A 24290-nucleotide genomic window follows, 5' to 3' on the forward strand; every position below is an offset into this window, starting at 1 on the left:
GATGCGCGCGACCGACGACGCGTCGACGCCTCCGGCGGTTCGGGCACCCGCCACCGATGCCGCTTCCGCGCTGCTCGGAGCGCTCGTCGCCGCGGGGGTGCGACATGTCGTCCTGAGTCCGGGGTCGCGCTCGCAGGCCCTTGCCCTCGTCGCCGCAGAGCTCGAGCGGCGCGGCCTCATCCGCCTGCACGTCCGCATCGACGAACGGGTGGCGGCGTTCACCGCTCTCGGCATCGGCCGTGAGTCGGGCGTGCCCGCCGCCGTCGTCTGCACGTCTGGCACCGCCGTCGCCAACCTCTTGCCCGCCGTGCTCGAGGCCCACCACGCCGGCGTGCCGCTGATGCTGCTGACGGCGGACCGCCCGCCGGAGCTGCGCGGCATCGGTGCCAACCAGGCGACGCGTCAGCCGGGCCTGTTCTCGGGCTTCGTGCGGCTCGAGCTCGACGCCCCGACGCCCGACGCCATCGACGCCGATCCCACTTCGGTCCAGTCGGCCGAGCTCGGGCGGATCGCCGTGGCGGCCCTGGCTGCCGCGCGCGGCGACCGGTCGCGACCCGCGGGGCCCGTTCACCTGAACCTCCCGTATCGCAACCCGCTCTCGGGTGCGCTGCCGCCGTGGCTCATCGACGCGGAGTCCGAGACGGCCGACGTCCGTCCGGACGCGGATGCCGAAGCATTCCCGGATGCCGGAGCGGATGCCGATGCGACGACCTCGGGCGCGCACTATCAGGGCGGGGGCGGCATCGGCGAAGCCGAGGCGGCGGCGGTGCAGGTCGAGCCGGTGGAGCTCGCCCGTGGGCAGCGCACCCTCGTCGTGGCGGGCGCCGACGCCGGGCCCGCGGCGGAAGACCTCGCGCACCGCGGGGGCTGGCCGCTGATCGCCGAGATCGTCAGCGGAGCGCGCTTCGGGCGCAACCTCGTGCACGGCTACCGTGCCGTGCTCGCCTCCGGAGGACTCGCCGAAGCCGTCGAACGCGTGGTCGTGTTCGGGCATCCGACGCTCAGCCGCGAGGTGGCCGCTCTCCTGTCCCGCCCCGAGGTCGAGGTGGTGGCGGTGCGCGGGCCCGGCGAAGACCTCAACCTCAACGCCGCGACGACCGCGGTCGCGGCTGTCACGGTGGCACCCGGCGAGACGGATCGGGCGTGGCTCGGGGAGTGGATGCGCGCATCGCGCGACGCCGCCGTCGACCTGAGCCCCGCGGCGCCCGACGCCGACGGCCTCGCCTCGACGGTGCCGCAGGAGCGGCTGGGCGCGATCTCAGCCGAGATGGCGGTGCTGCGGGCTCCGATCGATCGCGCGGCGCTGGTCGACGCGGTCTGGCGCGCGAGCTGGCCGCACGACCGGCTGCTCTTCGCCTCGTCGCGGCTCGTGCGGGTCGCCGACACGGTGCTCGGCGGCAAGAAGGTGCCGGTGCACGCCAACCGGGGGCTCGCCGGGATCGACGGCATCATCGCGACGGGGATGGGCATCGCCGTGGCGAGCCAGGACGAGGCCCGGGCCGGGGTGACGCGTGTGCTCACCGGAGACCTGTCGCTGCTCCACGATGTCGGTTCGCTGCTGCTGCCCGGCGCCGAGCCGGAGCCCCGCATCCAGGTCATCGTCGGCAACGACGGCGGGGGCACGATCTTCGACGGTCTCGAGGTCGCACGCACCGCACCGCCCGAGGCCGCCGACCGGGTGCTCTTCACCCCGCACGAGACGCGTCTGGAGCAGCTGGCGCTCGCTTACGGCTGGGAGTACCGCCGCGTGACGACGCGCTCGGCGCTCGACCAGGTGCTCACCTCGCCCGTGGGCGGACGGCAGCTCATCGAGGTTCCGCTGACGCGGTGAACCGGTCGGACGATCGGGGCGTCAGGCGAGCGCGTCGATGATCGGACGGAATTTCACGCGCGTCTCGAGCATCTCCGACTCGGGGTCGCTCGCGCCGACGATGCCGGCACCCGCGTAGGCGGTGAAGGGCATCGACACGCCGTCGCCGGCGCGGTCGCCCGGACGGAACTGCGCGCAGCGCAGGGCGATGGCCCACTCGCCGTCGCCGTTCGCATCGATCCACCCCACGGGGCCCGCGTACCGCCCGCGGCTGAAGGGCTCGAGCCGGCGGATCTCGTCGAGCGCGACGACGGTCGGTGTCCCGGCGACCGCGGCGGTGGGGTGCAGCGCCGCGACGAGGTCGAGGGCGGAGGCATCCCCGGCGAGCTCGCCCTCGACGTCGGTGGCGAGGTGCCAGACGTTGGGCAGCTTCAGCATGAAGGGCTGCTCGCCCGCGACGAGCGAGGACGTCGACGGGCGGAGCGCGTCGAGGACGCTTCGCACGGCGTAGCCGTGCTCGTCGAGATCCTTCGTGCTGGTGGCGAGGTTCAGAGATGCCGCTGTGTCGGCGTCCGCGTCGGCTCCGCGGGCGATCGTGCCCGCGAGGACGCGGGCGGTGACCGTGCCGCCGGAGACCGTCACGAGCGTCTCCGGGCTCGCGCCGATGAGACCGTCGACCGCGAACGCCCACGTGTCGGGGTAGGCCGACGACAGGGCGCGCACGAGCCGCCGCAGGTCGGCTCCCGCCGGCACGGTCCCCGCGAGGTCGCGGGCGAGCACGACCTTCTGCAGACCGCCGGCCTTGATGGCGTCGACGCCGGCGCGGACGATCTCCTGATAGCCCTCGGGCGTGAGCGCCCCGGGTCCGGCCGTCGCCGACCAGTGCGGTCCGAATCCGGTCGCGGCGGGCCCCTCGGCCACGGGGGCCGCGCCGTCGGCGGTGATCGAGGTCACCCAGGCGCGGGGGCCCCGCCGACCGACGACGATGCGCGGCACCGCGAAGTGCAGGGGCGGGCTCGCGACGTCGGCGCGGGTCTCGGGACGGGGATCGAAGGGGAGGGCTCCGAAGGCGACGAGTCCCGACCCGGGCAGGCCGACCGCATCGTCGATCTCGGCCGCGCCGACGATGCTGCGCCACCAGTCGGCGACGTCACGGGGGCCGGGGCTCTGCTCGGCGGAGGTGAACGTCGCGGCCGTGCCCCGAGCGACGAGCAGGTCGCCCCGGCGTGACCAGACCGTGGGGTGCTGCGGGTCGGCGAACAGCAGCAGCTCGTCCGGTGCCTCGATCTCGCGGGTGACGACGCGCAGCCGGACGGCGGGCGCAGAATCGATCACCAGACCAGCCTAGACTCGGCGGGTGATGCTCCGTCCCGCTCCGGGTACCGCCGTGACCTTCCGCTGGCGCAAGTGGGACGGCGGGACTCACTGGGTGCACTCCTGCACCTACCTCGGCAGCGACGAGCACGGCGACTGGTTCGGTCAGCGCCCCGGCGACCGCAGCAACCGGCCGGGACGCGACTTCGTCGCGGCGCATCCGTGCGTCATGCTCCTGCCCCCGGTCGGCGAGTGGGTGCTGACGATGAACGCGCCGCCGCATCCGACCCGCGTCTACATCGACATCGCGTGGGACGCCCGGTGGGACGACGGCGGCGAGCCGACGGCCATCGACATGGACCTGGATGTCGTCGACTCCGCGTCTCGCGGCATCTGGATCGACGACCGCGACGAGTGGGACGAGCACCGCGTCAGCTACGGGTACCCCGAGCCCGTCGTCGCGGAGCTCGAGAGCCTCGCCGTCGAGCTCGAGGCGGCCGTCACCGCGCACCGCGCCCCCTTCGACGAGGTCACGGCCGCCCGTTGGCTCGGGGTCCTGGCCTCCCTCCCGGCCCCGGCCCCCTGACCCGCGTCTCACCCGCCGAGGTCCCACTTCGGCCGTCTCGCCCGCCGAGGTCCCACTTCGGCCGGGAAACACCGGCTCATACCCGGCCGAAGTGGGACCTCGCGGAGCGGGCACGGGCGCGCAGCGGCGCGCCTAGACTCGGACGCGTGACCAGCGAGCCCAACCGCGCCGACCTCGGCAAGGATCCGTCGCGTGTCAGCGGCATGTTCGATCAGGTGGCCGGTGCCTACGACCGCACCAACGACGTCCTGAGCCTGGGCCAGGATCGCCTGTGGCGCATCGCGGCGACCCGCGCGATCGACCCGAAGCCGGGCGAGCGCATTCTCGACCTCGCGGCCGGGACGGGCGCGAGCTCGGTCTCGTTGGCCCGCAGCGGAGCCGAGGTCGTCGCCGCCGACTTCTCGCCCGGCATGATCGCCGAGGGCGTTCGCCGCTACGGCGAGCAAGCGCCGGGAGGCGGCATCCCGAACCTGTCGTTCGTCGAAGCGGATGCCACGAACCTGCCGTTCGGGGACGCCGAGTTCGACGTCGTCACGATCTCGTTCGGACTGCGCAACGTCAATGAGCCCAAGAAGGCGCTCGCCGAGATGCTGCGAGTGACCAAGCCGGGCGGACGCCTGCTCATCAGCGAGTTCTCGCAGCCGCCGTCGCGCGCGTTCGCGGGGCTCTACCGCTTCTACAACGACCGGGTGCTGCCGGTGGTGGCACGCCTCGTGAGCTCGAACGCCGAAGCGTACGACTACCTCAACGAGTCGATCCGCGACTGGCCCGACCAGCGGACGCTCGCCGGCTGGATCCGCGAGGCCGGATGGGACGAGGTGTCGCACCGCGATCTGTCGTTCGGCATCGTCGCGCTGCACCGCGCTGTCAAGCCGGCGGCCTGAAGCCGCCCGGGCGGATCGGTGCCGTCGCCCGGCCGGTAGGCTGGACGCGTGACATCGAGCCCCTCCGCGCCGCGGCTGGCGAAGCATCTCGGGATGACCGAGCGCATCTTCGCCGGACCCCGGACCCGCAAGCTGCTCGCGACCGTCGAAGCCGGGCTCGAGCGCGTCGAGGCGCGCCTCGGCGACGAGCTCACGGTCAGCGATGCGCTCGTCGATGCCAAGACCCGCTACCTGTACGAGGCCGGCGGCAAACGCCTGCGTCCGATGCTCGCGCTGCTCACCGCCCAGCTCGGCGACGGCGCGACGGATGACGTCATCGCCGGTGCCGCCGCTCTCGAGCTGACCCACCTGGGCTCGCTCTACCACGACGACGTCATGGACGGCGCCGACAAGCGTCGCGGCGTCCCGAGCGCCCACGAGGTCTGGGGCAACAACGTCGCGATCCTCACGGGCGACCTCCTCTTCTCCCGCGCGAGCCAGCTGATGGCCCGGATCGGCGAGCGGGCCATCCGCCTGCAGGCCGACACCTTCGAACGCCTCGTCCTCGGTCAGATGCACGAGACCATCGGAGCGCAGCCGGGCGACGATCCCGTGGACTTCTACATCCAGGTGCTCGCCGACAAGACCGGGTCGCTCATCGCCGCCGCCGCGCAGGTCGGCGTGCTCTTCTCAGGCGGACCGGAGGAGCTCGCGGAGCCGCTGCTGTCCTTCGGCGAGAAGGCCGGTGTCGCATTCCAGCTGCTCGACGACGTCATCGACCTCTCGGCCGACCCCGAGGCCACGGGCAAGGTGCCGGGAACCGACCTCCGGGCCGGAGTCCCCACGATGCCCTACCTGCTGCTGACGCGAGCCGACGACGCTGCGTCGCGCGAGCTCGCCGCGACGATCGACCGCGGCGTCGCCGAGATCGCCGAGGGAGCCGATCCCGCGATCCTCGACGAGCCGCTCGCGCGTCTGCGCGACCACGAGGTGACGGCACAGACGCGCCGACTCGCCGAGAAGTGGGCCGACGACGCCGTCGCGGCCCTCGCGCCGCTGCCCGCCGGTGCCGTGCGCGACGCGCTGACCCGGTTCGCCGAGGTCGTCGTCGACCGCGCGAGCTGACAGACCCCGCTGCACCCGCGCTCGGGTGCGACCAGGAACGAGGAACACCCATGACCAAGCTGAGGCTGGCCATCGTCGGAGCCGGGCCCGCCGGCATCTACGCCGCGGATCTGCTGCTGAAGGCCGAGCGCAAGTTCGACGTCTCGATCGACCTGTTCGATCACCTCCCGGCACCGTACGGGCTCGTCCGGTACGGCGTCGCACCCGACCACCCGCGCATCAAGGGCATCATCAACGCCCTGCGCGATGTCATCGACAGCGGCGACATCCGCCTCTTCGGCAACGTCCGCTTCGGCGAGGACATCACCCTCGACGACCTCAAGCACCACTACAACGCGGTCATCTTCGCCACGGGCGCGGTGCGCGATGCAGACCTCGACATCCCCGGCATCGACGCCGACGGCTCGTACGGTGCCGCGGATTTCGTGAGCTGGTACGACGGCCACCCCGACTTCCCGCGCGAGTGGCCGCTGGATGCGGCATCCGTCGGCGTCATCGGAAACGGCAACGTCGCCCTCGATGTGGCCCGGGTGCTCGCCAAGCACGCCGACGACATGCTCGTGACCGAGATCCCCGACAACGTGTACCAGGGTCTGCGTTCGTCGGCCGTGACGGATGTCCACATCTTCGGGCGCCGCGGCCCCGCGCAGGTGAAGTTCACGCCGCTCGAGCTGCGCGAACTCGGCGATCTGCGCGACGTCGACCTCGTCGTGTACGACGAGGACTTCGACTACGACGAGACCTCGAAGGCGGCCATCGCGTCGAACAAGCAGGTCATGGTCATCGACCGCGTGCTGCAGTCGTGGCGTCAGCGCCCCGGTGCCAACGGCGCCGGGGGAGAGGCCTCGCGTCGTCTGCACCTGCACTTCTACGCCAAGCCCGTGGAGGTCAAGAAGGATGCCGCCGGCCGGGTCGCCGCGCTCGTCTACGAGCGGACCCGCCCGGACGGCGAGGGCGGTGTCGAGGGCACCGGTGAGATGCGCGAAGTCGCTCTGCAGGGGTTGTACCGCGCCGTCGGCTATTTCGGGTCGCCGCTGCCGGGCGTGCCCTTCGACGCCACGCACGGCGTCATTCCCAACCACGAGGGTCAGGTGCTGCACGAGGACTCGAACGAGCGCGTGCCCGGCGTGTACGCGACGGGCTGGATCAAGCGCGGACCCGTCGGTCTGATCGGTCACACGAAGTCCGACGCCATGGAGACCGTGCGTCACGTCATCAACGACCAGGGCTCCTGGTGGCAGCCGGTCGACCCCTCCGAGCAGGGCGTGATCGATCTGCTCGCCGAGCGCGGGGTCGCATGGACCGACCTCGAGGGCTGGCATCGCCTCGACGAGCACGAGATCGCGCTGGGAGCACCCGCCGAGCGTGCGCGTGTGAAGGTCGTCGACCGAGACGAGATGGTGTCCGTCTCGCGTGGCGAGTGAGGCGAGCGCGATGACGTTCCGCAGTAAGCAGACCCTCGACGCCTGGATCGAAGAATTCCAGCGATTCGGCTACTCCCTCGCGGTGAAGGTGATCCCGCAGGATGGGAGTCTCGGCCGCGACACGGGCCTGGTGGCGATCACGATGATGAACGCGCAGACCGTGACGTACATCGAGCCGGACGTTCCCGGAGGCAACACCTGGCGCATCACCTTCGAAGCCCGCGAGACCGACCTGCGTCTGGGCGCCGGCGCCGCGCTCGCGCTTTCGACCGAGCTCGCGATGGTGTCGAGCCTGTGCGCCTTCCTCGAGACGAAGTCACACGCGTTCGCGGGCGACGATCCCGCGCAGATCGAGAGTCCGGTCGCCGCTCGCTGACCCGCTTTTCCCCCGCTGGCCGGTCGCCGGTACTCGAGAGACCGCGAAGCTCGGGGATGACGCCCGCGAACAGCGGCGGCCCGTCGGCCTCCGGCATCCCCGGACGTCCACGTCCTAGGGTGGGGCTATGCGACCGGATGAGGTGACCTGGAGCCCCGACCTGCTGGGCGCCGGTTTCGAGCAGACGACGCTCGCGCTGGGCTCGGACGACGAGGGCGAGGTCGTCGCGACGCTCGTGCGCTCGATGCCGCACCCGGGCCTGCGCCTGTTCGGGCCCTGGCGCGACATCGATGTGCTCTACGTCCACGGCTGGTCGGACTACTTCTTCCAGACGGGCCTCGCCCGTTTGTTCACCGACCGCGGCGCACGCTTCCACGCCCTCGACTTGAGGAAATACGGGCGCAGCATCCGTCCCGGTCAGGCCCGCGGGTACGTGACATCGCTCGAGGTCTACGACGACGACATCGAGGCGGCGTTGGTCGCCATGGACACGGAGCGTCAGGGGCGGCGACTGGTGCTCCTGGGCCACAGCACCGGCGGCCTGACGCTGACACTCTGGGCGGCGCGCCACCCGGGCCGGGCGTCGGCCGTGGTGCTGAACAGTCCGTGGCTCGAGCTGCAACTCGGTCCGCTCGGCAGGCAGGCCGTCGCACCGCTCGTCGAGGTTCGCGCCCGGTTCGATCCGCGCGGCAATCACCCGGCCGTCGACCTCGGCTTCTACACGCGCGCCCAGCGCGAGGTCGGAAGCCTGCCCGATGCGCCGGACGGCTGGCGGCCCGAGCGGGGGTTCCCGACCCATCCGGCGTGGCTCGCGGCGGTCATCGCGGGGCACGCGCGGGTGGCGGCGGGCGTCGACGTCGGCGCGCCGGCTCTCGTGCTGCTCTCAGCCCGGTCGACCCCGCCGCTGCGCTGGAACGACGCGATGACGTCGACCGACTCGGTGCTGGTTGTCGACGACATCGCCCGCGCTGCGACCCGCATCGCCGCCACCGTCACGATCGCGCGCATCGACGGCGCGCTCCACGACGTCTTCCTCTCGTCCGAGCCCGCTCGCGCCGCGGCCGGCGCCCGCCTGGTCTCGTTCCTCTCGGGCGCCCTCTGACCCGACGCGCCGATCCGAGGCGCCGCCGCCGAGAATCGGCATCCCCGCCGAGACTCAGCGTCAGCGCCGGATTCTCACCGCGGATGCCGATTCTCGCAGGCATCCGGCCGGTCGCCGTGGGCGAGGGGGCTGGTCAGCGGTAGTTGACGAACTGGAGGTCGACGTCGAGGTCGGCTGCCTTCAGCATCCGCTGGATCTCCTGCAGGTCGTCGCGGGACTTCGACTGCACGCGCAGCTCGTCGCCCTGGATCTGCGACTTGACCGACTTCGGGCCCTCGTCGCGGATCATCTTGCTGATCTTCTTGGCATCCTCCGACGAGATGCCCTCCTTCAGCGTCGAGACGATGCGGTACTCGCGTCCCGAGGCGGTGGGCTCGCCGGAGTCGAGGCTCTTCAGCGAGATGCCCCGCTTGATGAGCTTCGTCTGGAAGACGTCGAGCACGGCCTTGGCGCGCTCCTCCGAGTTGGCCTTGATGAGGATCGACTCGCCCGACCATTCGATGGATGCGTCGGCGCCCTTGAAGTCGTAGCGCTGCTCGACCTCCTTGCGGGCCTGGTTCAACGCGTTGTCGGCCTCCTGGCGATCGATCTTGCTGACGATGTCGAACGAGGAATCTGCCATGCCGATACTCTAGCCGCGCCTGTCGCGGCATGCCCGGGGACGCCCGGATCGGCGTGAGCAGGGCGGCCCGACTACGGCCCGCGGCTGCCCGAGGCTTCGTAGGCTAGACAGCGTGCAAGCTCTGACCGAAGAACACGTGCGCGCCTCGTTCGTGAACGCGACCGCCGACGATCGTCGGATCGCCGCCATGCCGATCGATTTCGTGCTGCTCGACTGGGACCACCTCGACTTCCTCGCCTGGCGCGACCCGAACTCCCGCGAGCGGGGCTACATCATCACCCAGCGCGAGGGCGAGCCCGTCGGCGTGGTCCTGCGCGCGGCTTCGGGAAGTTCACGGGCGCGGTCGGCGCTGTGCAACCTCTGCCACACGATGCAGCCGGGCGATCAAGTGACGCTCTTCAACGCGCGCAAGGCGGGCCGGGCCGGAGAGGTCGGCGACAGCATCGGCACCTACATCTGCGCCGACCTCGGCTGTCACGAGAATGTGCGCATCGCCGGTCCGCTCGCCCCGAGCGAGATCCGCGCGAGCGTCGATCGACGCATCGACGGCACGCGGCAGCGGACCGAGGCATTCGTCGAGCGCGTCCTCGAGCCTGCGATCGCCGGCGAGGTCTGAGGGCCGAAACGTCGAGGTGACGCCGTCGCCGTCGTGGTTCGAAGCACGGGGTCACGGGGGGTAATATGGGTTCTCGCGCCTCTGGTCGACTGCACAAGCCGGGCGGGTGCGCACTGGCGAGTTACCCAAGCGGCCAAAGGGATCTGACTGTAAATCAGACTGCATTGCATTCGGGGGTTCGAATCCCTCACTCGCCACCACGAACACGGCCCCCGCTCGACGGGGGCCTTTCGTTTCGCCACCTCCCAGGAGCGCGGATGCCGGGCTCCGGCACGCCCTCGCAGCGTCAAACCGGTGCGGAACTTTCATCCGGATGGGTGAGGCGCAGCTCACACCCGGTGGCGTGCTCCCCACAACGCGAGCTGAGTCCGGTCGTCCAGGTCGAGCTTCCTCAGGGCGGAATGCAGCTGCGAGCGGACGGTGTGCACCGACACCTGCAGCTTCTCCGCGATTCCCTCGTTGCTCGTGACACCGCCGGCCAGTACGGAGATCACGCGACGTTCGGCCGCGGTCAGCACTGCGCCCGCCTCGGGGTCTTCCGGCGCCCCGCCGCGGCGCACGAACTCACGCAGCAGGGGCGCCGTGACCCGCGAGGACACGAGCGCCTCGCCTCGCGAGGCGGCGTAGATCGCGCCGACCAGCTGATCCGAATCGTGGCTCTTGAGGAGATATCCCACGGCTCCCGAGTCCAGTGCTTCGCTGACGTAGCCGTCGATGGCGAAGCTGGTCATCACGATGACGGCGACGGGAGTGCGCCCGCCGTCCGGGCGGGCCAGCAGTCGGGTCGCGGTGAGCCCGGACATCTTGGGCATCTGGATGTCCATGAGCACGACGTCCGCGCGTTCAGCGCGGGCGACGTGTACCGCGTCGATTCCGTTCGAGACCTCGCCGACGACGTGGATGCCGGGAGCGCCGTCGAGCTGCACACGGAGACCTCGGCGCACGGCACGGTTGTCGTCGGCGATCAGAACGCGGATGCGTTCGGTCCCACGATTCATACCGTTCTCCTTATCGGGTGATCTGTCAGGCGCTGGAGTGGGTCGGGGTCGCGATGCGCACGTTCCATCCGCCGGGCGGCGTCGCCCCTGCGAACAGTGTGCCCTTCACCAGCTCCGCGCGCTCGCGCCTCCCCAGCCGGCAGCTGGCCACGGTTCACCACAGCATCCTCTCTACCCGGCACGCCCGGCCCGCGCGTGCCAGGATGAGATGAGTCACCGCGGAAGGAACTCGGCCGATGAGCAAGCCCATCACGTCTCCGGAATCCAACAAGCTGCTGCGCGCCGCGATCTGGGTGGCGATCGGCGCGCTCATCGCCGCGGCGATCGTGTGCGTCGTGTGGGTGCTGATCGGCTCCGGCACCGGCATCGTCGCGCGCGCGTTCATGACGGTGCTGCTGCTCGCGGGTTTCGCGGGCATCGCCATCCTCGAGTCGCACCTCGCTGCCCGCCGTCCCGCGTGGTTCGCCCTGACGAGCATGGGTACGTGGGTGATCGCGCTGCTGGTCGGTGCGGTCATGATCTGGCTTCCCTCGCCGACCGAGAGCTTCGGCTGGGGTTACGAGCGGTTCCTGCGATTCCTGCTGATCCTCCTCATCCTGCAGCTCGCCCTCATCCACCTCCGCCTGTTCACGAAGGCGTACGCGCGCAACCCCACGACCTTCCTCTCGATCGTCACGTACGTGACGATCTCCTTCCTCGCCATCGTCGCGGTCATGCTCATCGTCCCGCTGGTCGGCGGCGAATGGTTCACGTTCCTGCCGATCTACTGGCGCGTCGTCGTCGCGCTGACGATCCTCGCCGCCGTGGGCACGGCCCTCGTGCCGCTCGTGAACGCGCTGCTGATGCCTCGCGCTCCTCAGCCGGCTGCCCCGGCATGGCCGACCTACGCCGATGGCCGGACGCCTCTCCCCGTCCTCGCCGACGGATCGCCCGACTGGCAGGCATACTACACGGGGCGCCCCACCTACCCGCAGGGTTACGGCCCCGGGGCTCCCGCGCCGACGCAGCAGTCCGCCCCCGTACAGCACGTGGCCCCGGCGCAGCAGGCGACCCACGCCCAGCCCGGGTACGGGGACTATCCGCCGCCTCCGCCGCTGCCCGACCAGCCCATCGCCCCGCGCTGAGGCCTTCCGCGGCCGCACGTCAGGCGATGGGGAGGGCTGCCGTCACCACCCATTCGCGCCCCTCACGCCGGGAGTCGAAACCTCCACCGAGGAGGGCCGCCCTCTCACGCATGCGGATACTGCCGTAGCCACTCGAGGGGAGCGGGGTGAGGGCACGCCGTCGGCCGAGGGTGCTGCGAACGTGCAACCTGACCACCTCGTCGACGATGTCTACAGAGACGGAGACCGGTCCCGGGGCCGCGTGCTTCAGGATGTTCGTCACGCTCTCGCGCACCATGCGGGCCACCGTCGTGTCGATGATCTGAGGCAGTTCGTCGGCGCCATCCGCCACGGACATCGAATGCGGGAATCCAGCTCGCGTCAGATCACGCTCCGCCTCGTGTAACGCGACGCGGAGCGACTCCGGTGTCGACGTATCGGCACGTTCGTTCTGCACGCGCGATACGAGCCGATGCAGGTCGCGGAGTGCCCGTCGTGCCGCGTCGCGGATGGTGACCTGCGATTCGTGCAGCGAGACGGTCCCGGCCTCGAGCGACATGAGCTCGGACTGCATCACGATGACCGTGAGATCCCTCGACACGACATCGTGGAGTTCGTCAGCGATGAGAAGCCGTTCCGACTGACGCACCTCCTGCTCGATGATCGTCTGCCGGGCGAGTTGCTCTCGGAGGCGCTGCTCGCGGCTCCGAGCGAACCGGAGCAGGAGCCCGATCCCCCCTGAGACCGTCGCGAGCAGCAGGTAGATCACGATGGTCGACAGCTGGTCGGACGCCGCCGAGAAGACCGCTGCGGCGACGGAGACCAGGAGGAGCCCGACGTACGCCGCGAGCAGCCGGGTTCCGGCGGTGCGCGCTGCGAACCCCGTCGCGACCGCGAGCGCGAGGAGCATCTCGGTCGAGGATCCGACCAGCAGAGACAACCCCATCGACGCGGCGAACGCGATGATCGTCGCCGGTGGGCTGATGACGAATCCCGCGAACAGTGCTGTGACGACGACCTCGAACGTGGCTTGCAGCGCGTCGTCGCCGCCCCGGGTGATGGCAAGCAGGATTCCGGTGACGACGGCCACGACCACGATGGAGAGAATCGCCCGACGTTCGATCCCTGTGAGGGCCGGTACCGACGGAATAACGCCGCGCAATTGCCGCGTCGGCAGGAGTACGCGTTCTGCCATGCGGTCCATCATGGTCTACTGGCCGACGTAACTCACGGGTGTCGGTCGGCGCCGAGCGCTGGCATCACTTACACAGTCGGAGCATTTCGCAGATCGTCGTCCACAGGCTCGCGGTAGGCAGGATGCTGAAGATGCGCATGGGTCGTTCCTTCGTGTTGATGGGGTGGGTGGATCGAGAAGTCACAGAAGCGCGGCAAGCGCCAGGATCAAGCCTGCGAAGCCGACGAAGGTCCAGGGCAGGAGCAGGAGCAGCGTGGATGCCCGGGCCCATTGCGCTTCAGTGTGCAGATCGAGCTCGTCTCGCAGCGCTGCGGCGATGGCGCGCCGGGTGAGAGAGACGGACAGCGTCACCAGGGCGATGAGAAGGCCGACGCCCCCGACGATCGACCACGGCGACGCCGAGCCATCGCCATCTATCCACCGCACCGATGCGATCACGAAGACGATGAACGTCGCGATGGCCGCGAAGAGGGAGAGAATCGTCGTCCTCGACGGTAGATCCTCGGAACCGGGCGACGCGAGTGTAGCCGCATAAGCCACCGGGTCGCCGAAGGCATCCTCGGCGGCGTCGTCGTCGCCGTCTCGGAGATGAACCCGCACCGTTTCGACCTCCTCCCGAATGCGTTCGTCGGGTACGTCACGGCGCTCGAGCTCGGTGCTGAAGAGTGAGATCCAGCGTTCGTTCGTGGTCATCGGCGAGTCCCTTCGAGGGTGGTGAATGTGCTGACGGTGGTGACGAAGCGCTGCCACTCTTCGGACAGTCGGACGAGTTCCGCTTGACCATGCGGAGTCAACGCGAAGTACTTGCGGCCAGGGCCGCCGTCTCCTGGTCGCCATTGCGTGGTGACCAGGCCCGCGGATTCACAGCGAGCCAGCAATGGGTACAGGGTCCCGCCCTTGACCGCCCCGAATCCAGATCGGGTAAGAGTCGCGCTGATCGCGTACCCGTACGACGCGCCGTCCTGGAGCGAACGCATCACCAAGAGGGGGAGGAGGCCCCGCATCCATTCGCTGTTCCAGGTTGAGGCGTGGTGCGACGCGTTGATGCCGTCGATTGCGTCCATGACTAGATCGCAACACGACCTAGTCCCACGGGCCATCTACTTCTGTCCAGAGGCGTCTCGACTTTCGTCTTGGTTGCCCCGGGCTGTCGGAGCCGTTGCGATAGCCTCCCGGTGTGGGGGAGATCCGAGTGGTGATCGTCGATGACGATTCGCTGGTCCGACGCGCGCTGGGCGCCTACATCACAGCTGCGGACGGTATGCGCGTGGTCGGTGAGGCGGAAGACGGCGACGTGGCCGCCGATGTGGTGGTTCGCTCCGCGGCCGATGTCGCACTCGTCGATCTGCGCATGCCCCATGTCGGAGGTCTGGAAGCCACCATCGCGATCTTGTCGTCGAGTCCCGCCACCAAGGTGATCGGTATCACGACGATGGCGACGGCCGAAGCGGTGATTCCGGTCCTGAGAGCAGGAGCTGCCGGTTACCTGGTGAAGGATTCGTCCCCCGACGAGATCACCGACGCTATCCGAGCCGTGCACCGCGGGACCGGAGCGCTGTCGCCCGCGGTCAGCGGCCAGCTGATCCGAGCCCTGCAGACAGCTGAAACCGGTGCATTGCGACTGCCTACCGAATCGGAGAAACTGTCGGCGCGCGAGGCGGAGATCGTTCGATATCTGGCAGCGGGCCAGTCCAACGGCGAAATCGCGCGTTCGATGCACGTATCCGAAGGAACGGTCAAAGCCCACTTGAGCAACATCATGCTGAAGTGGAACGCCCGCGACCGGGTGCAGGTGCTCATCACGGCGGCGCGGTTCGGACTCGTCAGCTTCCGGTAGAGCGACTTCCTGCCGAAATTGGCCGAAAGGCGACACAGGTATCGCCTTGAGGCCGACGCGCTGATGTCCGTGTCGTCACTAGCTTCGCTGTCACATCCATTGACCAGACCCGCACCCGGCGGGCCAGGGGATGCCAGTGAAGGAGAAGCGGTACATGAGTGCAACCACGGCGGGCGTCGTCCGCGAGCAGCAATCCACCTCGATCGTGAAGCTGGCCGCCATCGGCGTGGCTCTCGCCGTTGCGATCACCGGCCTGATCGTGACGGGCTTCAGCCCCATGTGGATCGCCGGTTCGCTCGGCATCAGTGCGGCAGCCGCGACGCAGATCGTCGCCGCCATCAAGGCGGGTAAGAACGCGTTCACGATCATCGCGGCGGTCGCTGGGGCAGGTGTCGCGTCCGCGCTGACCGCGACCATCGTGTGGCTGGTCTTCAACTGGGCCGTCGAGCCGGCCGTCGCCTGAGCGACGTTCCGTCGGGGCCGGCGGGCTGAGCGCGTCGGCCCCTATCACTCCATTCCTCTCGACCGAAAGCGGACACATGTCGATCACGCCGTACGCTGCCCCCGTTCGTCCCCGGACGCTCGTGCTGGCCTTCTGGCTGCTCCTGGCTTCGGCCTGCCTCACTGTCGCCTCGAGTGCCACAGCGGCTCTCGCCGTCTTCTCGCCCGATGGCGAGGCAGCGCTGCGTGCGAGCTTGCAAGCGACGCCGGGCGCGGACGTCGGTGAACTGGACACCGACACACTCGTCGCGGTCTCTCAGACGACAGCCGTGGCCATTCAGGCCTTCCTCGCTCTGGTCTCCGTCGTCATCGTGCTCTGGATCGCGTTCTCGCTCCGCGCCGGTCGCCGTTACATACGCGTCGTTCTGACGATCCTCGCCGGTCTGCAGGTGATCGCCGCTGCAGCGGCGCCGACGGCTGTCGCGCTCATCAGTCTCGGCGTCGTTCTCGCCGCCGTCGTGCTCACGTGGTTGCCCGCGTCGAGCGGATACCTCGCAGCTCGCACGGCGGCGCGCCGTGCTGCGCCCGAAACCGTCATGGTCGGATGAGGGCGTCACTCTCTTCCCGCTCTCGCTGGATGTCGCCGCCTGACGCCCGCGTCTCGGGCCTCGTCGCGGTGCTGATCCTGGCGATCGTCGGCGGTGGAGCTCTCGGTGGAGCGCTGGCTGTCTCCGGAGCCACCGTCCCGGGAGACCCGGGCGAGCGTGCCGGGCTTTCCGGGATGGACGGGTTCGGCGAGGTGTTCCTGGCCGTCGTGACTCTGAACGCTCCCGTCGCTGCGTCGCTCGCTGCCGGGGCCGTGACCGCCGGCACCTTCAGCGCAGGGTCGGGCCTGCTGCTCGGTGTCTATCTCGGGGCGACGGTGACGGCCGCAGCCAACACCGTCGGCACCGGAGCGCTGCTCGGCTCGGTCGCCGCTTACATCGGCATCGAGATGCTCGGTCTCCTGACGGCTGCGGTCGCCGGTTTTCTCCCGATCGCGACTGCGCTGGCTGGACGACGCACCCCTACAGGAAGTCCGTTCCGACGATATACGTCCGCGCTCGCCCCCGCGGGAGTCCTCATGCTCGTCGCCCTCGGTCTCGTGGTGGTCGGGGCGTTGATCGAGGCCGCGGTCATCACCGGCGCGTTCGGCGGCGACGGATGAGTCGGAGGGAAGCATGATCGAGATTTCCGACGCGCACAAGCGCTACGGCTCGACGGTCGCGCTCGCCGCCGTCGATCTCACGGCCGAACCGGGGCAGGTGACCGCCGTGATCGGCCCCAACGGCGCTGGGAAGTCGACGCTCTTCCGCGCTGTCCTGGGGCTCGAGACCCTCGACGCGGGCTCGGCGCTGGTGGACGGGCGGCCCTACTCCCGTGCGCGGACACCTCTGCGTGCCGTCGGTGCCGCTGTTGATCCATCCGCATTCCACCCTGCGCGGCGGGTCGTCGACGAAGTCCTGATCGCGGCAGTCTCGCAGGGGCTCCCGAGACGGCGCGTCGAAGCGGTGCTCCACGAAGTGGGGCTGTGGCCGGTGCGTCACCGGCGTGTGCGGGCTCTGTCTCTCGGAATGCGCCAGCGGCTGAGCCTGGCTGTGGCCTTGATCGGGCGTCCGCGCAGTCTGATCCTCGACGAGCCGCTCAACGGTCTCGACGTCGATGGCATCCATTGGATGCGAGGTCTTCTGCGCGAGGCTTCCGACGGCGGGTGCGCTGTTCTGATTTCTTCGCACATACTCTCCGAACTGGAGCGGGTCGCCGACCGTATCCACGTGCTCGCCAGCGGTCGGATGATCTCGTCCGCTGACGTCGCGGCATCGGCAGAACGCTCCCGGCACATAGTCGTGGTGAGCGACGATCCTGGCGCGCTGCGGAGTCTGCTGGTGACGCAAGCCACCGACATCGTCCGCGAGGGACGTGCTCTTCTCGTCTGGGGTATGACCGTCCGAGCCGTGGCTGAGGTGGCGTTCCGGCATCGGTTCTTCGTCGAATCACTCGCAGAATCCCACGACTCGCTCGAGAGCGACTACGTCCGGCTGCTTGCCGAAGCGGCACCGCTCGACCCCGTGCTGAAAGAGCCTCCGCGCTCGGACGGGCCGTCATGACGGGATCGGTGGGGTCCGCGCTGATGAGTGAGCGCGCCCGGCGGGCGCAGCGTATGAGGGATGTGGTCCGCGCGGAGTTTCTCAAGGCGCGGAGCCTGCGGGTCCAGTCGTTGCTCTGGGCGGCCGGGGCGCTCGGTGCTCTCGTGGGTACAGCCGCTGCTCTCCTCTTCGCGAGCATCCTCGGTTCCATCGACGCCGATCTGCCCCCGGGCGAGGTCGCTCGGCTGGTCGAGCGTGCCCCCGTTGCCGGTGCCGGGACTGCTGCGCTGCTCTGGGGATTCGCCGCGATCCACCTCACGGCGAACGAGCGCGCCACGGGACGCGAGCGCTTGACGGACATCGAGGTGCCATCGCGGGGACGGACGTTCGTCGCGCGGCTCGCCGTCGTCATCATGGGGGCCGGGGTCCTCGCCGCGTGCACCTCCGCGCTGGCCGGAGCGGCGACGGCTTCGTATGTTCTCGCGAGCGGCGGCACGCCGCACGTCATGGTGCGCGACCTCGTCGAGTGGGCGGTCGTGGCACTGGCGACGAGCCTGTGCGTGGCGTGGGCGGCGTGCCTGGGGCTCGCGATTCGCAACGGCGTCGTCGCCGCCGCCACCCATCTCACCGTGTTCGTCATCCTCCCTGCGGTGCTCGGATCTGTGGCCGCCACGTCACGGCAGGAGGGCTACGCCTGGGCTGCGTCGATGATGCCGGCTGGGCGGCTGGGTTTCGTGGTCGATGCATCCGGCGCAGATGAGGTTCTGCCTCTCGTCAGCGCATGCGGGGTTCTTCTGGTGTGGCTCGCGGGCGCGACCACGGTCGCCTGGTTGCGCTGGCGTGTGACGGCGGTTCGGAGCAAGGTGCGCCGGTGATCGTGGATCTGCGGCACGCGTGGATCGTCGCCGCCGCACTGACGACGCGTCGCCTACGCCGGTTCGCGCCGATTCCGCTACTCGCGCCGCGAACGGCCGTCACTGCGTCGATCGTCGCCGTCGGTCTCGCGGTCGGTGTCGGTGTCTGGGCGGGGCACGTGCTTCGCTTGATCGGGGTGCCGTCACAGACAGCGGCCGGCGCCGTCATCCTCATCGGGCTCGTCTTCGGTATCGGGACGGGATCGGTCTGGGGGGAGGTCCGTCCGGCGCTCATCGAGCACCGCAGCTGGCAGGTCTTCGCCGACCGGGGAGTCTCGCCCCGCGCCTACCTGTTCGGACGGCACCTGCTCGGACGCCTCGTCCGCCTCGTCGCCATCACCGTCGGCATGCTCGTGGCGCTGCGGCTGCTCGACGAGTCAGCGAACTCGATCGGTGCGTGGACATGGGCAGCGGCGGCGCTCGCAGGCGCGGGATCGGCGTCGTGCGGCATAGGTCTCGCCCTGCTGCGACTGCCTCTCGCCCGGCGCAGCACAGCTCTTACGACGACGTGGGCTCTCACCGCGCTCGCGGTCGTCGCTGTCGCGGTCGCCTGGGTGGTGACCTGGGTGAGCCGGGCTTTCGGCGCGCTGTCGAGCGCGCCACTCGACGCATTCGAGGTGCCAGCCCCGACTGGCCTGACGACGAGTTTGGTGCTGTGCTCCCTCGCTGCTGCGGTCGCCGCCGGGGCAGCGGCCCGACAGGTGCGGGCGCTCCAGTGGGCGGAGATCATGTCTCGAGCCGATCGCATCGGCGGTGGTGCGACTCGGCGCACGGGGCGCTCCTCGGGGGGTCGACGACTCGCCGAGCTGGCCCTGCTCGACGTTCGTCGCGCGCTTCGGTCGTTCGAATGGCGCGTGAGGCCGAGTCTTTTCACACTTCTCGCGATGCTCCTCGCCGTCGTCTCACTGGGGTTGCTCGGCGGGTGGATTTGGGCGCATCCGATCCGGGAGCTCTCTGCTCAACCGGTGGGTGCGACGGTGGTCGGCGGCATCTGCGCGGGGTACGGGTTCGTGGTCTTCTCATCGCTCGCTCCCTTGGTCTCGCTCGACTCCGACCGCCGGGCGGTCGTGCTTATGCGCACCTTTCCCGGGGGCGTCCGCTCGCTCGCCGTCACGCGAGCGGCCAGCGGCAGCATGATCACGGCGATAGCCGGGGCGGCATTCATCGGCGTACTCGCCGGCCTGACACCGATTCAGGCGCACGCCGCCGGCACCGCCGGGGTCGCGTGCGCCGCGGTGTCCGTCGTAGCGCCCACGCTTGCCTGCGCTGTGTCGTTGAGGTACCCCCAGACCGATTGGAAGGAAGCGAGCGAGCTCGGTCAGCGGGGCTGGATGCGAGCTGCCGCGACTTACGTGGTCGGAATCGCGATCGCCGCCGCTCTGTCGATCGGGTCGGCCGTTCCCTGGACGCAACCGTCCGCAACCCTGGCGGTCGTCGCCCTCGTCGTCGGGTCCCCCGTGGCGGCAGCTGCCGCCACAGCGCTGCTGCCCTCAGTGATCGGAGCACACCATCGTCCTCATCGTTGATGCTGAGATCGGCTACAGCCGCACTGTCGTGCTCCACCGGGCGCGGTTCGAGGTTGCGCCTGGCGAGGCGATGCTCGTCCGCGGTCCTAACGGCGCCGGCAAGTCGACGCTCCTGTCCACCATCGCGGGCGTGCGGAGGCCGCTCCGTGGGTCGATCACGGTCGGAGGTTCGCAAGCCGTCGCATCGGCGGCGAAGAAGGACATCGGCTACGTGACGGACCCGCCCCACCTCTTCGAAGAGCTCACGCCGGGAGAGCATCTCGAGCTGGCGAGGTCGCTCTGGGCCGCGGCGAAGATCGGGACAGGCGGGGCAGAGCTGAGCGGTCGCATCCTCGACGGGACGCCGGACTTGCCCGCTGCGATGCTGTCTCTCGGTCAGCGCAAACGGGTCGGCATCGCGCTCGCGCTTCTCCATGCACCCACGTTGTGGGTTCTCGACGAACCCTTCAACGGGCTCGACGCATCCAGCGTCTCGGTGCTCCGAGATCTGCTGACCGGTCATCTCGCTCAGGGCGGTGCGGTGGTGTGCGCCACGCATGATGAGGAGGCGCTGCAGGCGATCGAACCCCGAGTCCTCGACCTGGGCGATCCGGCGTCGAGGCCGGCTTCCGGCGCGACCCCGTAGCGTGGAGGCATGGTGGATGCCCGAGAGCTCGCAGACCTGGCCGTTGAGATCGCCCGCGAGGCCGGTGAGCTCGCGCGTCGGCGACGCGGCGAGGGCGTCGCGATCGCCGCGACCAAGTCCGCGCTCGCCGATATCGTCACCGAGGCCGACCGCGAGGTCGAGCTCCTCATCCGCGATCGCATCGCGCAGGCCCGACCCGACGACGGTTTCCTCGGTGAGGAGTCCGGCGCCGAGCGAGGTGTGAGCGGGATGACCTGGGTCGTCGACCCCATCGACGGCACGGTCAACTACGCCTACGGCATCCCGCACTACGCCGTGAGCATCGCGGTCGTCGAGGGCGAGCCAGACCCGCAGGCCTGGGATGCGCTCGCGGCGGCCGTCTTCTCGCCTGCGGTCGATGAGATGTTCCGGGCGACCGTGGGTGAGGGCGCATGGCTGGGTGCGGCGCGTCTCGCCGTGTCCGAGCCGACGGATGCCGGCGCCCTCCTGGCGACGGGATTCGGTTACGACCCGGCCACGCACGCGGGGGACCTCGCCCGTCTGGGCCGCATCATGCCTGTGGCCCGCGACATCCGCCGCGCCGGTGCCGCTTCGCTCGACCTCGCCTACGTCGCGGCGGGGCGACTCGACGGTTATGTCGAGCGCGGGCTGCAGCCGTGGGACCACGCCGCCGGGGCGCTTCTGGTCGGTGAGGCCGGGGGAGTCGTGACCGGCATGCCGGGCGAGCGGCCGGGGCGCACCATGACCATCGCGGCCTCTCCCTCGCTTCACAGCCGCCTCGCGGAGCGGGTTTTCCACGAAAGCTGACGCGTGGATCGCATTCTCAGCCGCATCTGGCTAGTGTTTATCCGTTCGTTATCTTCGGAACCCGATCCGAGGGCACGGACATCACCCGGAATGTATCCGTCGCGCACGAGCGCGCGCTGTTTTCGAGAGCCTGCGATTTGACTTCTGAGACCACCCCCACTGAGGCCGCGTCCTCGCGTCCCTCGACCGGGCAGTCCGCTTCGGCGACGGGTCTCACGCGGGCACAGTGGCGGCGACTCGCCGCAGAGGCGGAGCTGGCTGCGAAGATGGCCGCCGTTCCCGCCGCGGACATCGCGACCACCGACCAGCCGTTCGAGTCCACGAACGAGGTTCGGACCGCCGCGCCGGAGACGGTCGCGGACGAGTCCGCGCAGACCTCCGCCAGCTCGACAGCGCGCGACGAGGCCGACGACGCGGGCGAGGCGAACCGCACCGTAGAGACCGACGAGATGGTTCTCACCGTGGTCGACAGCGATGCGTTCGCCGGACAGGCTCTCATCACCCCGTCCCGTCGCCGCAGGGAGCACCTCGGTGCCGAACACGCGGCAGTGCAAGGGGAGTCCTTCGGGCCTGCCGCCGTCGAGTCCTCGAGCGAGTCGCCGGCCGCAGAAGTCGGCAGCGCGGCCGACGGCGCCGGGGAGCGGACCAACGCATCCGGTGACGCGCACGACGTCGACGAGTTCGAGTTCGCCGCCCGGTTGTTCTCCTTCACCGCTCAGACGCCCGCGCAGGTGAGCGAAGAATCGATCGCCGAGCACCAGCAGCGCACCCGCGAGGTCGCCCTCCCGCGCGCAGGTCGGCTGCGCCGGGTCAGCAAGCGCGTGGCCGCCGCATCCGTGTCGATGAGCGCGGTCGCCGCCGTCGGGCTTCTCGCGATCGGTCTCACGAGCCCCGCCGCGGCGGTGTTCGCCTCGGGCGACACCGGTCGCGACATCACCGCTGACGCACCGCGGGCCGCTGCCGCGATCGAGCCGGAAGAGATCCAGGCCTACGTGTCCTCACCGAGTACAGGTGTCACCTTCGACCGCAACGACACGTTCGATGTGACCTCGGTCGCGGAGATCGCCGCCGACTCCGGCGTGACGAACTTCGCCGGGACGTGGGTCAACGATCCGAACGCCGCGATCCAGTGGCCCTTCCCGGTCGGTGTGCCGATCTCCGCGCAATTCGGTTCGGTCTCGTATCTGTCCGAGTTCTCGCGCCCGCACCGCGGCGTCGACCTGACCCCCGGTGCAGGCGCCGAGATTCACGCCGTCGCGGGTGGCACGGTCCGCATCGCGACGGAAGCCGGCGGTGACTACGGCGTGACCGTCGTGATCGACCACAACATCAACGGCGAACTCGTCTCGACGCGGTACGGCCACATGCAGTACGGCTCGTTGAACGTCGAGGTCGGCGACACCGTCGAGGCCGGCGAGGTCGTCGGCAAGGTGGGCAGCACGGGCAAGTCGACGGGCGCGCACCTGCACCTGGAGGTGCTGCTGGGCGGCACCACTCAGACCGACCCGATCGCGTGGCTGCAGGAGCACACCGCGAGCTGACCTGGTTCGAGGTGAGGCCGCCGAGATGGTATCCTCTTCTAGTTGCCCGCTCGCGGGTGGCACGCCCCGATAGCTCAGTGGCAGAGCACTTCCATGGTAAGGAAGGGGTCGTCAGTTCAATCCTGACTCGGGGCTCGCAGCATCTTCGGATGCGTTGCGGCAGGGTAGCTCAGTTGGTGAGAGCGCACGACTCATAATCGTGAGGTCGCGGGTTCAAGCCCCGCTCCTGCTACCAAGGTATTTTTACTCGAACAAATGACCTCAAGATAAAGGTTCAGAGGTTCGGCAGCAGAGGCGTCGGAGTTTTCTCCGGCGCCTTTTGTGTTTGCGGACGTGCTTGCCATCGCGTGGCGCACATCCTCGACCAGCGGTTGCAATGCGGTTGCTGTGGTGACGTCGTGGCCGTCGTCGTAGATCCAGATGTTGGTGATGAAGAACGCCGCGAGGAGCTGTCTCCGCAACGCGTCTGACACCGACCGGAACAGCGAGTCGGGTCGGGACATCAGATCCAGGTAGACCAGGACCGAGTCAGTGCGCGCGCGTAGGTGATCGTCCGTCCTGTCCAGCTGACTCTGCACCTGGTGTTTTCGGACGCCGAGTTCACGGACCCGTTCACGGAGCTTCCCTGTCGGCAGCGAGCCATCGGCAGCCAGGTCGACCAGGCGATCTTCCTGAGCCGCGAGCTTCTTCGCCTCCTTCTTCAACCTCGTCGCTTGGTCCTTCTGCCGGGCAAGGAGCCGGTCCAACGACTGAACGACGGCCGCGCGCGCCTCCTCGATCGCTTCCTGAGACATAGTCAGCAGGGCGAAGCGGCTCGCGACGGCTTGTTCGATCTCCCGGGCTGGGATGTAAGGCAGCGTGCATACCCCGTCCTGGCGCCCGCGGCACAAGAAGTAGTCATAGAGCTCCCCGCGCGCATTCTTCGCCTGCGAGGAGATGAGCCGATGCTTACGTCCGGCGCGCCGGCACAGGCCGCAGTGAAGCATGCCCCGGAGTAAGTGGGCGTGCACACGGTCCCGCTGTCCTCGTTTCAAGCGGGCATCCATGACTCTCTGCACCTGTTCGTACAGTTCGGTCGGAATCAGGGGCTCATGTCGTCCCGGGTAGACCGCCCCCTTGAATGTCACCATCCCGATGTAATACGGGTCGCGAGAATGATTATCGCGGAACCGGGGAGTCCTACCGCCCTGCGCTGGATCGAGCTGACCGGCCTGAGCGGAGGCGGCACGCCGCGTCCGGGCCGGGTTCTCGGCGGCTCGTGAGGTGACGTCCCTGGGAGTGGTGTAGTTCTCGGGCTCGAGTGTCACGTCGTTGACGTGGTGAGCCATCGTGCGATGGT

At 69.5% G+C, this 24290-nt stretch carries 26 protein-coding genes and 3 tRNA genes; 22 read left to right on the plus strand and 7 right to left on the minus strand.

The annotated features are described in order from the left end of the window. Nucleotide 1: 1 nt before the first annotated feature. Nucleotides 2–1831 carry a 2-succinyl-5-enolpyruvyl-6-hydroxy-3-cyclohexene-1-carboxylic-acid synthase gene (gene menD / locus ACPYN5_RS11905; RefSeq protein WP_424449201.1) on the plus strand — a complete coding sequence of 610 codons (1830 nt, stop codon included), beginning with the start codon at nt 2–4 and terminating at the stop codon, nt 1829–1831. A gap of 21 nt (nt 1832–1852) precedes the next feature. Here the strand turns inward: menD and ACPYN5_RS11910 are convergent, their stop codons facing one another. Continuing rightward, on the minus strand, nt 1853–3142 hold the full coding sequence (locus ACPYN5_RS11910; RefSeq protein ID WP_424449227.1) for an isochorismate synthase: 1290 nt from the start codon (nt 3140–3142) through the stop codon (nt 1853–1855). Between the two features lie 28 nt (nt 3143–3170). On the opposite strand from ACPYN5_RS11910, the gene ACPYN5_RS11915 reads away from it, so the two are divergent. The 6 genes from ACPYN5_RS11915 to ACPYN5_RS11940 all read left to right on the plus strand — a co-directional run bounded on the left by ACPYN5_RS11915 (nt 3171) and on the right by ACPYN5_RS11940 (nt 8600). Continuing rightward, nucleotides 3171–3710 (plus strand): DUF402 domain-containing protein, encoded by a 540-nt coding sequence (locus ACPYN5_RS11915; RefSeq protein WP_424449228.1) that lies wholly within the window; start codon nt 3171–3173, stop codon nt 3708–3710. Between the two features lie 146 nt (nt 3711–3856). Further along, nucleotides 3857–4594: a bifunctional demethylmenaquinone methyltransferase/2-methoxy-6-polyprenyl-1,4-benzoquinol methylase UbiE gene (gene ubiE, locus ACPYN5_RS11920; protein ID WP_424449202.1), complete on the plus strand. Its 738-nt coding sequence runs from the start codon at nt 3857–3859 to the stop codon at nt 4592–4594. A 93-nt stretch (nt 4595–4687) separates the two neighbouring features. Beyond that, on the plus strand, nt 4688–5698 hold the full coding sequence (locus ACPYN5_RS11925) for a polyprenyl synthetase family protein (protein WP_424449203.1): 1011 nt from the start codon (nt 4688–4690) through the stop codon (nt 5696–5698). 50 nt (nt 5699–5748) lie between these two features. Further along, the gene (locus ACPYN5_RS11930; RefSeq protein ID WP_424449204.1) at nt 5749–7122 is read left to right on the plus strand and encodes an FAD-dependent oxidoreductase; all 1374 of its coding nucleotides are present in this window, start codon (nt 5749–5751) and stop codon (nt 7120–7122) included. Between the two features lie 10 nt (nt 7123–7132). After that, nucleotides 7133–7498 (plus strand): hypothetical protein, encoded by a 366-nt coding sequence (locus tag ACPYN5_RS11935; protein WP_424449205.1) that lies wholly within the window; start codon nt 7133–7135, stop codon nt 7496–7498. Nucleotides 7499–7625: 127 nt separating this feature from the next. Then, nucleotides 7626–8600 (plus strand): alpha/beta hydrolase, encoded by a 975-nt coding sequence (locus ACPYN5_RS11940; protein WP_424449206.1) that lies wholly within the window; start codon nt 7626–7628, stop codon nt 8598–8600. 133 nt (nt 8601–8733) lie between these two features. Here the strand turns inward: ACPYN5_RS11940 and ACPYN5_RS11945 are convergent, their stop codons facing one another. Beyond that, the gene (locus ACPYN5_RS11945) at nt 8734–9222 is read right to left on the minus strand and encodes a YajQ family cyclic di-GMP-binding protein (protein WP_424449207.1); all 489 of its coding nucleotides are present in this window, start codon (nt 9220–9222) and stop codon (nt 8734–8736) included. 112 nt (nt 9223–9334) lie between these two features. Between ACPYN5_RS11945 and ACPYN5_RS11950 the strand changes: the two genes are divergently transcribed. Further along, the gene (locus ACPYN5_RS11950; protein ID WP_424449208.1) at nt 9335–9838 is read left to right on the plus strand and encodes an FBP domain-containing protein; all 504 of its coding nucleotides are present in this window, start codon (nt 9335–9337) and stop codon (nt 9836–9838) included. 115 nt (nt 9839–9953) lie between these two features. Further along, nucleotides 9954–10038: transfer RNA gene (locus tag ACPYN5_RS11955), tRNA-Tyr, on the plus strand. A gap of 129 nt (nt 10039–10167) precedes the next feature. On the opposite strand, the gene ACPYN5_RS11960 is transcribed toward ACPYN5_RS11955, so the two are convergent. Next, entirely contained in the window at nt 10168–10836 is a 669-nt protein-coding gene (locus ACPYN5_RS11960) for a response regulator transcription factor (RefSeq protein WP_424449209.1), read from the minus strand. A gap of 236 nt (nt 10837–11072) precedes the next feature. On the opposite strand from ACPYN5_RS11960, the gene ACPYN5_RS11965 reads away from it, so the two are divergent. Next, a complete protein-coding gene (locus ACPYN5_RS11965; RefSeq protein WP_424449210.1) occupies nt 11073–11960 on the plus strand; it encodes a hypothetical protein in 888 nt (295 codons plus the stop codon). Between the two features lie 19 nt (nt 11961–11979). Here ACPYN5_RS11965 and ACPYN5_RS11970 read toward each other — a convergent pair whose 3' ends face one another. The 3 genes from ACPYN5_RS11970 to ACPYN5_RS11980 form a co-directional block, all read right to left on the minus strand. Beyond that, nucleotides 11980–13134: a sensor histidine kinase gene (locus ACPYN5_RS11970; RefSeq protein WP_424449211.1), complete on the minus strand. Its 1155-nt coding sequence runs from the start codon at nt 13132–13134 to the stop codon at nt 11980–11982. A gap of 180 nt (nt 13135–13314) precedes the next feature. Further along, entirely contained in the window at nt 13315–13827 is a 513-nt protein-coding gene (locus ACPYN5_RS11975) for a hypothetical protein (RefSeq protein WP_424449212.1), read from the minus strand. After that, complete coding sequence (locus ACPYN5_RS11980; RefSeq protein WP_424449213.1) at nt 13824–14198, minus strand: PadR family transcriptional regulator; 375 nt, start codon at nt 14196–14198, stop codon at nt 13824–13826. The genes ACPYN5_RS11975 and ACPYN5_RS11980 overlap by 4 nt, the downstream gene beginning before the upstream one ends. Nucleotides 14199–14326: 128 nt before the next feature. Here ACPYN5_RS11980 and ACPYN5_RS11985 point away from each other — a divergent pair, with 128 nt between their 5' ends. The 12 genes from ACPYN5_RS11985 to ACPYN5_RS12040 all read left to right on the plus strand — a co-directional run bounded on the left by ACPYN5_RS11985 (nt 14327) and on the right by ACPYN5_RS12040 (nt 23186). Then, complete coding sequence (locus ACPYN5_RS11985) at nt 14327–14971, plus strand: response regulator (protein ID WP_162815437.1); 645 nt, start codon at nt 14327–14329, stop codon at nt 14969–14971. A 154-nt stretch (nt 14972–15125) separates the two neighbouring features. Beyond that, nucleotides 15126–15434 (plus strand): hypothetical protein, encoded by a 309-nt coding sequence (locus ACPYN5_RS11990; RefSeq protein ID WP_114588132.1) that lies wholly within the window; start codon nt 15126–15128, stop codon nt 15432–15434. A gap of 76 nt (nt 15435–15510) precedes the next feature. Beyond that, a complete protein-coding gene (locus ACPYN5_RS11995; RefSeq protein WP_424449214.1) occupies nt 15511–16020 on the plus strand; it encodes a hypothetical protein in 510 nt (169 codons plus the stop codon). A 29-nt stretch (nt 16021–16049) separates the two neighbouring features. Further along, nucleotides 16050–16619: a hypothetical protein gene (locus ACPYN5_RS12000; protein WP_424449215.1), complete on the plus strand. Its 570-nt coding sequence runs from the start codon at nt 16050–16052 to the stop codon at nt 16617–16619. A gap of 13 nt (nt 16620–16632) precedes the next feature. Continuing rightward, nucleotides 16633–17559, plus strand: coding sequence for an ABC transporter ATP-binding protein (locus tag ACPYN5_RS12005; protein ID WP_424449216.1), 927 nt, complete (start codon nt 16633–16635; stop codon nt 17557–17559). Between the two features lie 53 nt (nt 17560–17612). Next, nucleotides 17613–18413, plus strand: coding sequence for a hypothetical protein (locus ACPYN5_RS12010; protein ID WP_424449217.1), 801 nt, complete (start codon nt 17613–17615; stop codon nt 18411–18413). After that, complete coding sequence (locus ACPYN5_RS12015) at nt 18410–19978, plus strand: hypothetical protein (protein ID WP_424449218.1); 1569 nt, start codon at nt 18410–18412, stop codon at nt 19976–19978. Before ACPYN5_RS12010 ends, ACPYN5_RS12015 begins: the two co-directional genes overlap by 4 nt. 28 nt (nt 19979–20006) lie before the next feature. Further along, a complete protein-coding gene (ccmA, locus tag ACPYN5_RS12020) occupies nt 20007–20603 on the plus strand; it encodes a heme ABC exporter ATP-binding protein CcmA (RefSeq protein WP_424449219.1) in 597 nt (198 codons plus the stop codon). Nucleotides 20604–20612: 9 nt separating this feature from the next. Further along, nucleotides 20613–21410 carry an inositol monophosphatase family protein gene (locus ACPYN5_RS12025; protein ID WP_424449220.1) on the plus strand — a complete coding sequence of 266 codons (798 nt, stop codon included), beginning with the start codon at nt 20613–20615 and terminating at the stop codon, nt 21408–21410. A 137-nt stretch (nt 21411–21547) separates the two neighbouring features. Further along, nucleotides 21548–22951: a M23 family metallopeptidase gene (locus ACPYN5_RS12030; RefSeq protein WP_424449221.1), complete on the plus strand. Its 1404-nt coding sequence runs from the start codon at nt 21548–21550 to the stop codon at nt 22949–22951. 63 nt (nt 22952–23014) lie between these two features. Then, a tRNA-Thr gene (locus ACPYN5_RS12035) sits at nt 23015–23086 on the plus strand. A gap of 23 nt (nt 23087–23109) precedes the next feature. Beyond that, nucleotides 23110–23186 (plus strand) — tRNA-Met (locus tag ACPYN5_RS12040). Here ACPYN5_RS12040 and ACPYN5_RS12045 read toward each other — a convergent pair. Further along, nucleotides 23143–24279, minus strand: a complete 1137-nt coding sequence (locus ACPYN5_RS12045) for a recombinase zinc beta ribbon domain-containing protein (RefSeq protein WP_424449229.1) — start codon at nt 24277–24279, stop codon at nt 23143–23145. The genes ACPYN5_RS12040 and ACPYN5_RS12045 overlap by 44 nt on opposite strands. Between the last annotated feature and the right edge of the window lie 11 nt (nt 24280–24290).

This window comes from Microbacterium arborescens (assembly GCF_049707515.1).
Lineage (GTDB): Bacteria > Actinomycetota > Actinomycetes > Actinomycetales > Microbacteriaceae > Microbacterium > Microbacterium arborescens_B.

Coding starts and splice junctions, on each gene's coding strand:
- ACPYN5_RS11940 (WP_424449206.1), top strand. CDS start 7,626: ATGCGACCGGATGAGGTGACCTGGAGCCCCGACCTGCTGGGCGCCGGT.
- ACPYN5_RS11925 (WP_424449203.1), top strand. CDS start 4,688: ATGACCGAGCGCATCTTCGCCGGACCCCGGACCCGCAAGCTGCTCGCG.
- ACPYN5_RS11935 (WP_424449205.1), top strand. CDS start 7,133: ATGACGTTCCGCAGTAAGCAGACCCTCGACGCCTGGATCGAAGAATTC.
- menD (WP_424449201.1), top strand. CDS start 2: ATGCGCGCGACCGACGACGCGTCGACGCCTCCGGCGGTTCGGGCACCC.
- ACPYN5_RS11960 (WP_424449209.1), bottom strand. CDS start 10,836: ATGAATCGTGGGACCGAACGCATCCGCGTTCTGATCGCCGACGACAAC.
- ACPYN5_RS11975 (WP_424449212.1), bottom strand. CDS start 13,827: ATGACCACGAACGAACGCTGGATCTCACTCTTCAGCACCGAGCTCGAG.
- ACPYN5_RS11915 (WP_424449228.1), top strand. CDS start 3,171: ATGCTCCGTCCCGCTCCGGGTACCGCCGTGACCTTCCGCTGGCGCAAG.
- ACPYN5_RS12000 (WP_424449215.1), top strand. CDS start 16,050: ATGTCGCCGCCTGACGCCCGCGTCTCGGGCCTCGTCGCGGTGCTGATC.
- ACPYN5_RS12045 (WP_424449229.1), bottom strand. CDS start 24,279: ATGGCTCACCACGTCAACGACGTGACACTCGAGCCCGAGAACTACACC.
- ACPYN5_RS12025 (WP_424449220.1), top strand. CDS start 20,613: ATGGTGGATGCCCGAGAGCTCGCAGACCTGGCCGTTGAGATCGCCCGC.
- ACPYN5_RS11995 (WP_424449214.1), top strand. CDS start 15,511: ATGTCGATCACGCCGTACGCTGCCCCCGTTCGTCCCCGGACGCTCGTG.
- ACPYN5_RS11980 (WP_424449213.1), bottom strand. CDS start 14,198: ATGGACGCAATCGACGGCATCAACGCGTCGCACCACGCCTCAACCTGG.
- ACPYN5_RS11965 (WP_424449210.1), top strand. CDS start 11,073: ATGAGCAAGCCCATCACGTCTCCGGAATCCAACAAGCTGCTGCGCGCC.
- ACPYN5_RS11970 (WP_424449211.1), bottom strand. CDS start 13,134: ATGGCAGAACGCGTACTCCTGCCGACGCGGCAATTGCGCGGCGTTATT.
- ACPYN5_RS11930 (WP_424449204.1), top strand. CDS start 5,749: ATGACCAAGCTGAGGCTGGCCATCGTCGGAGCCGGGCCCGCCGGCATC.
- ACPYN5_RS12005 (WP_424449216.1), top strand. CDS start 16,633: ATGATCGAGATTTCCGACGCGCACAAGCGCTACGGCTCGACGGTCGCG.
- ACPYN5_RS11990 (WP_114588132.1), top strand. CDS start 15,126: ATGAGTGCAACCACGGCGGGCGTCGTCCGCGAGCAGCAATCCACCTCG.
- ACPYN5_RS12010 (WP_424449217.1), top strand. CDS start 17,613: ATGAGGGATGTGGTCCGCGCGGAGTTTCTCAAGGCGCGGAGCCTGCGG.
- ACPYN5_RS11945 (WP_424449207.1), bottom strand. CDS start 9,222: ATGGCAGATTCCTCGTTCGACATCGTCAGCAAGATCGATCGCCAGGAG.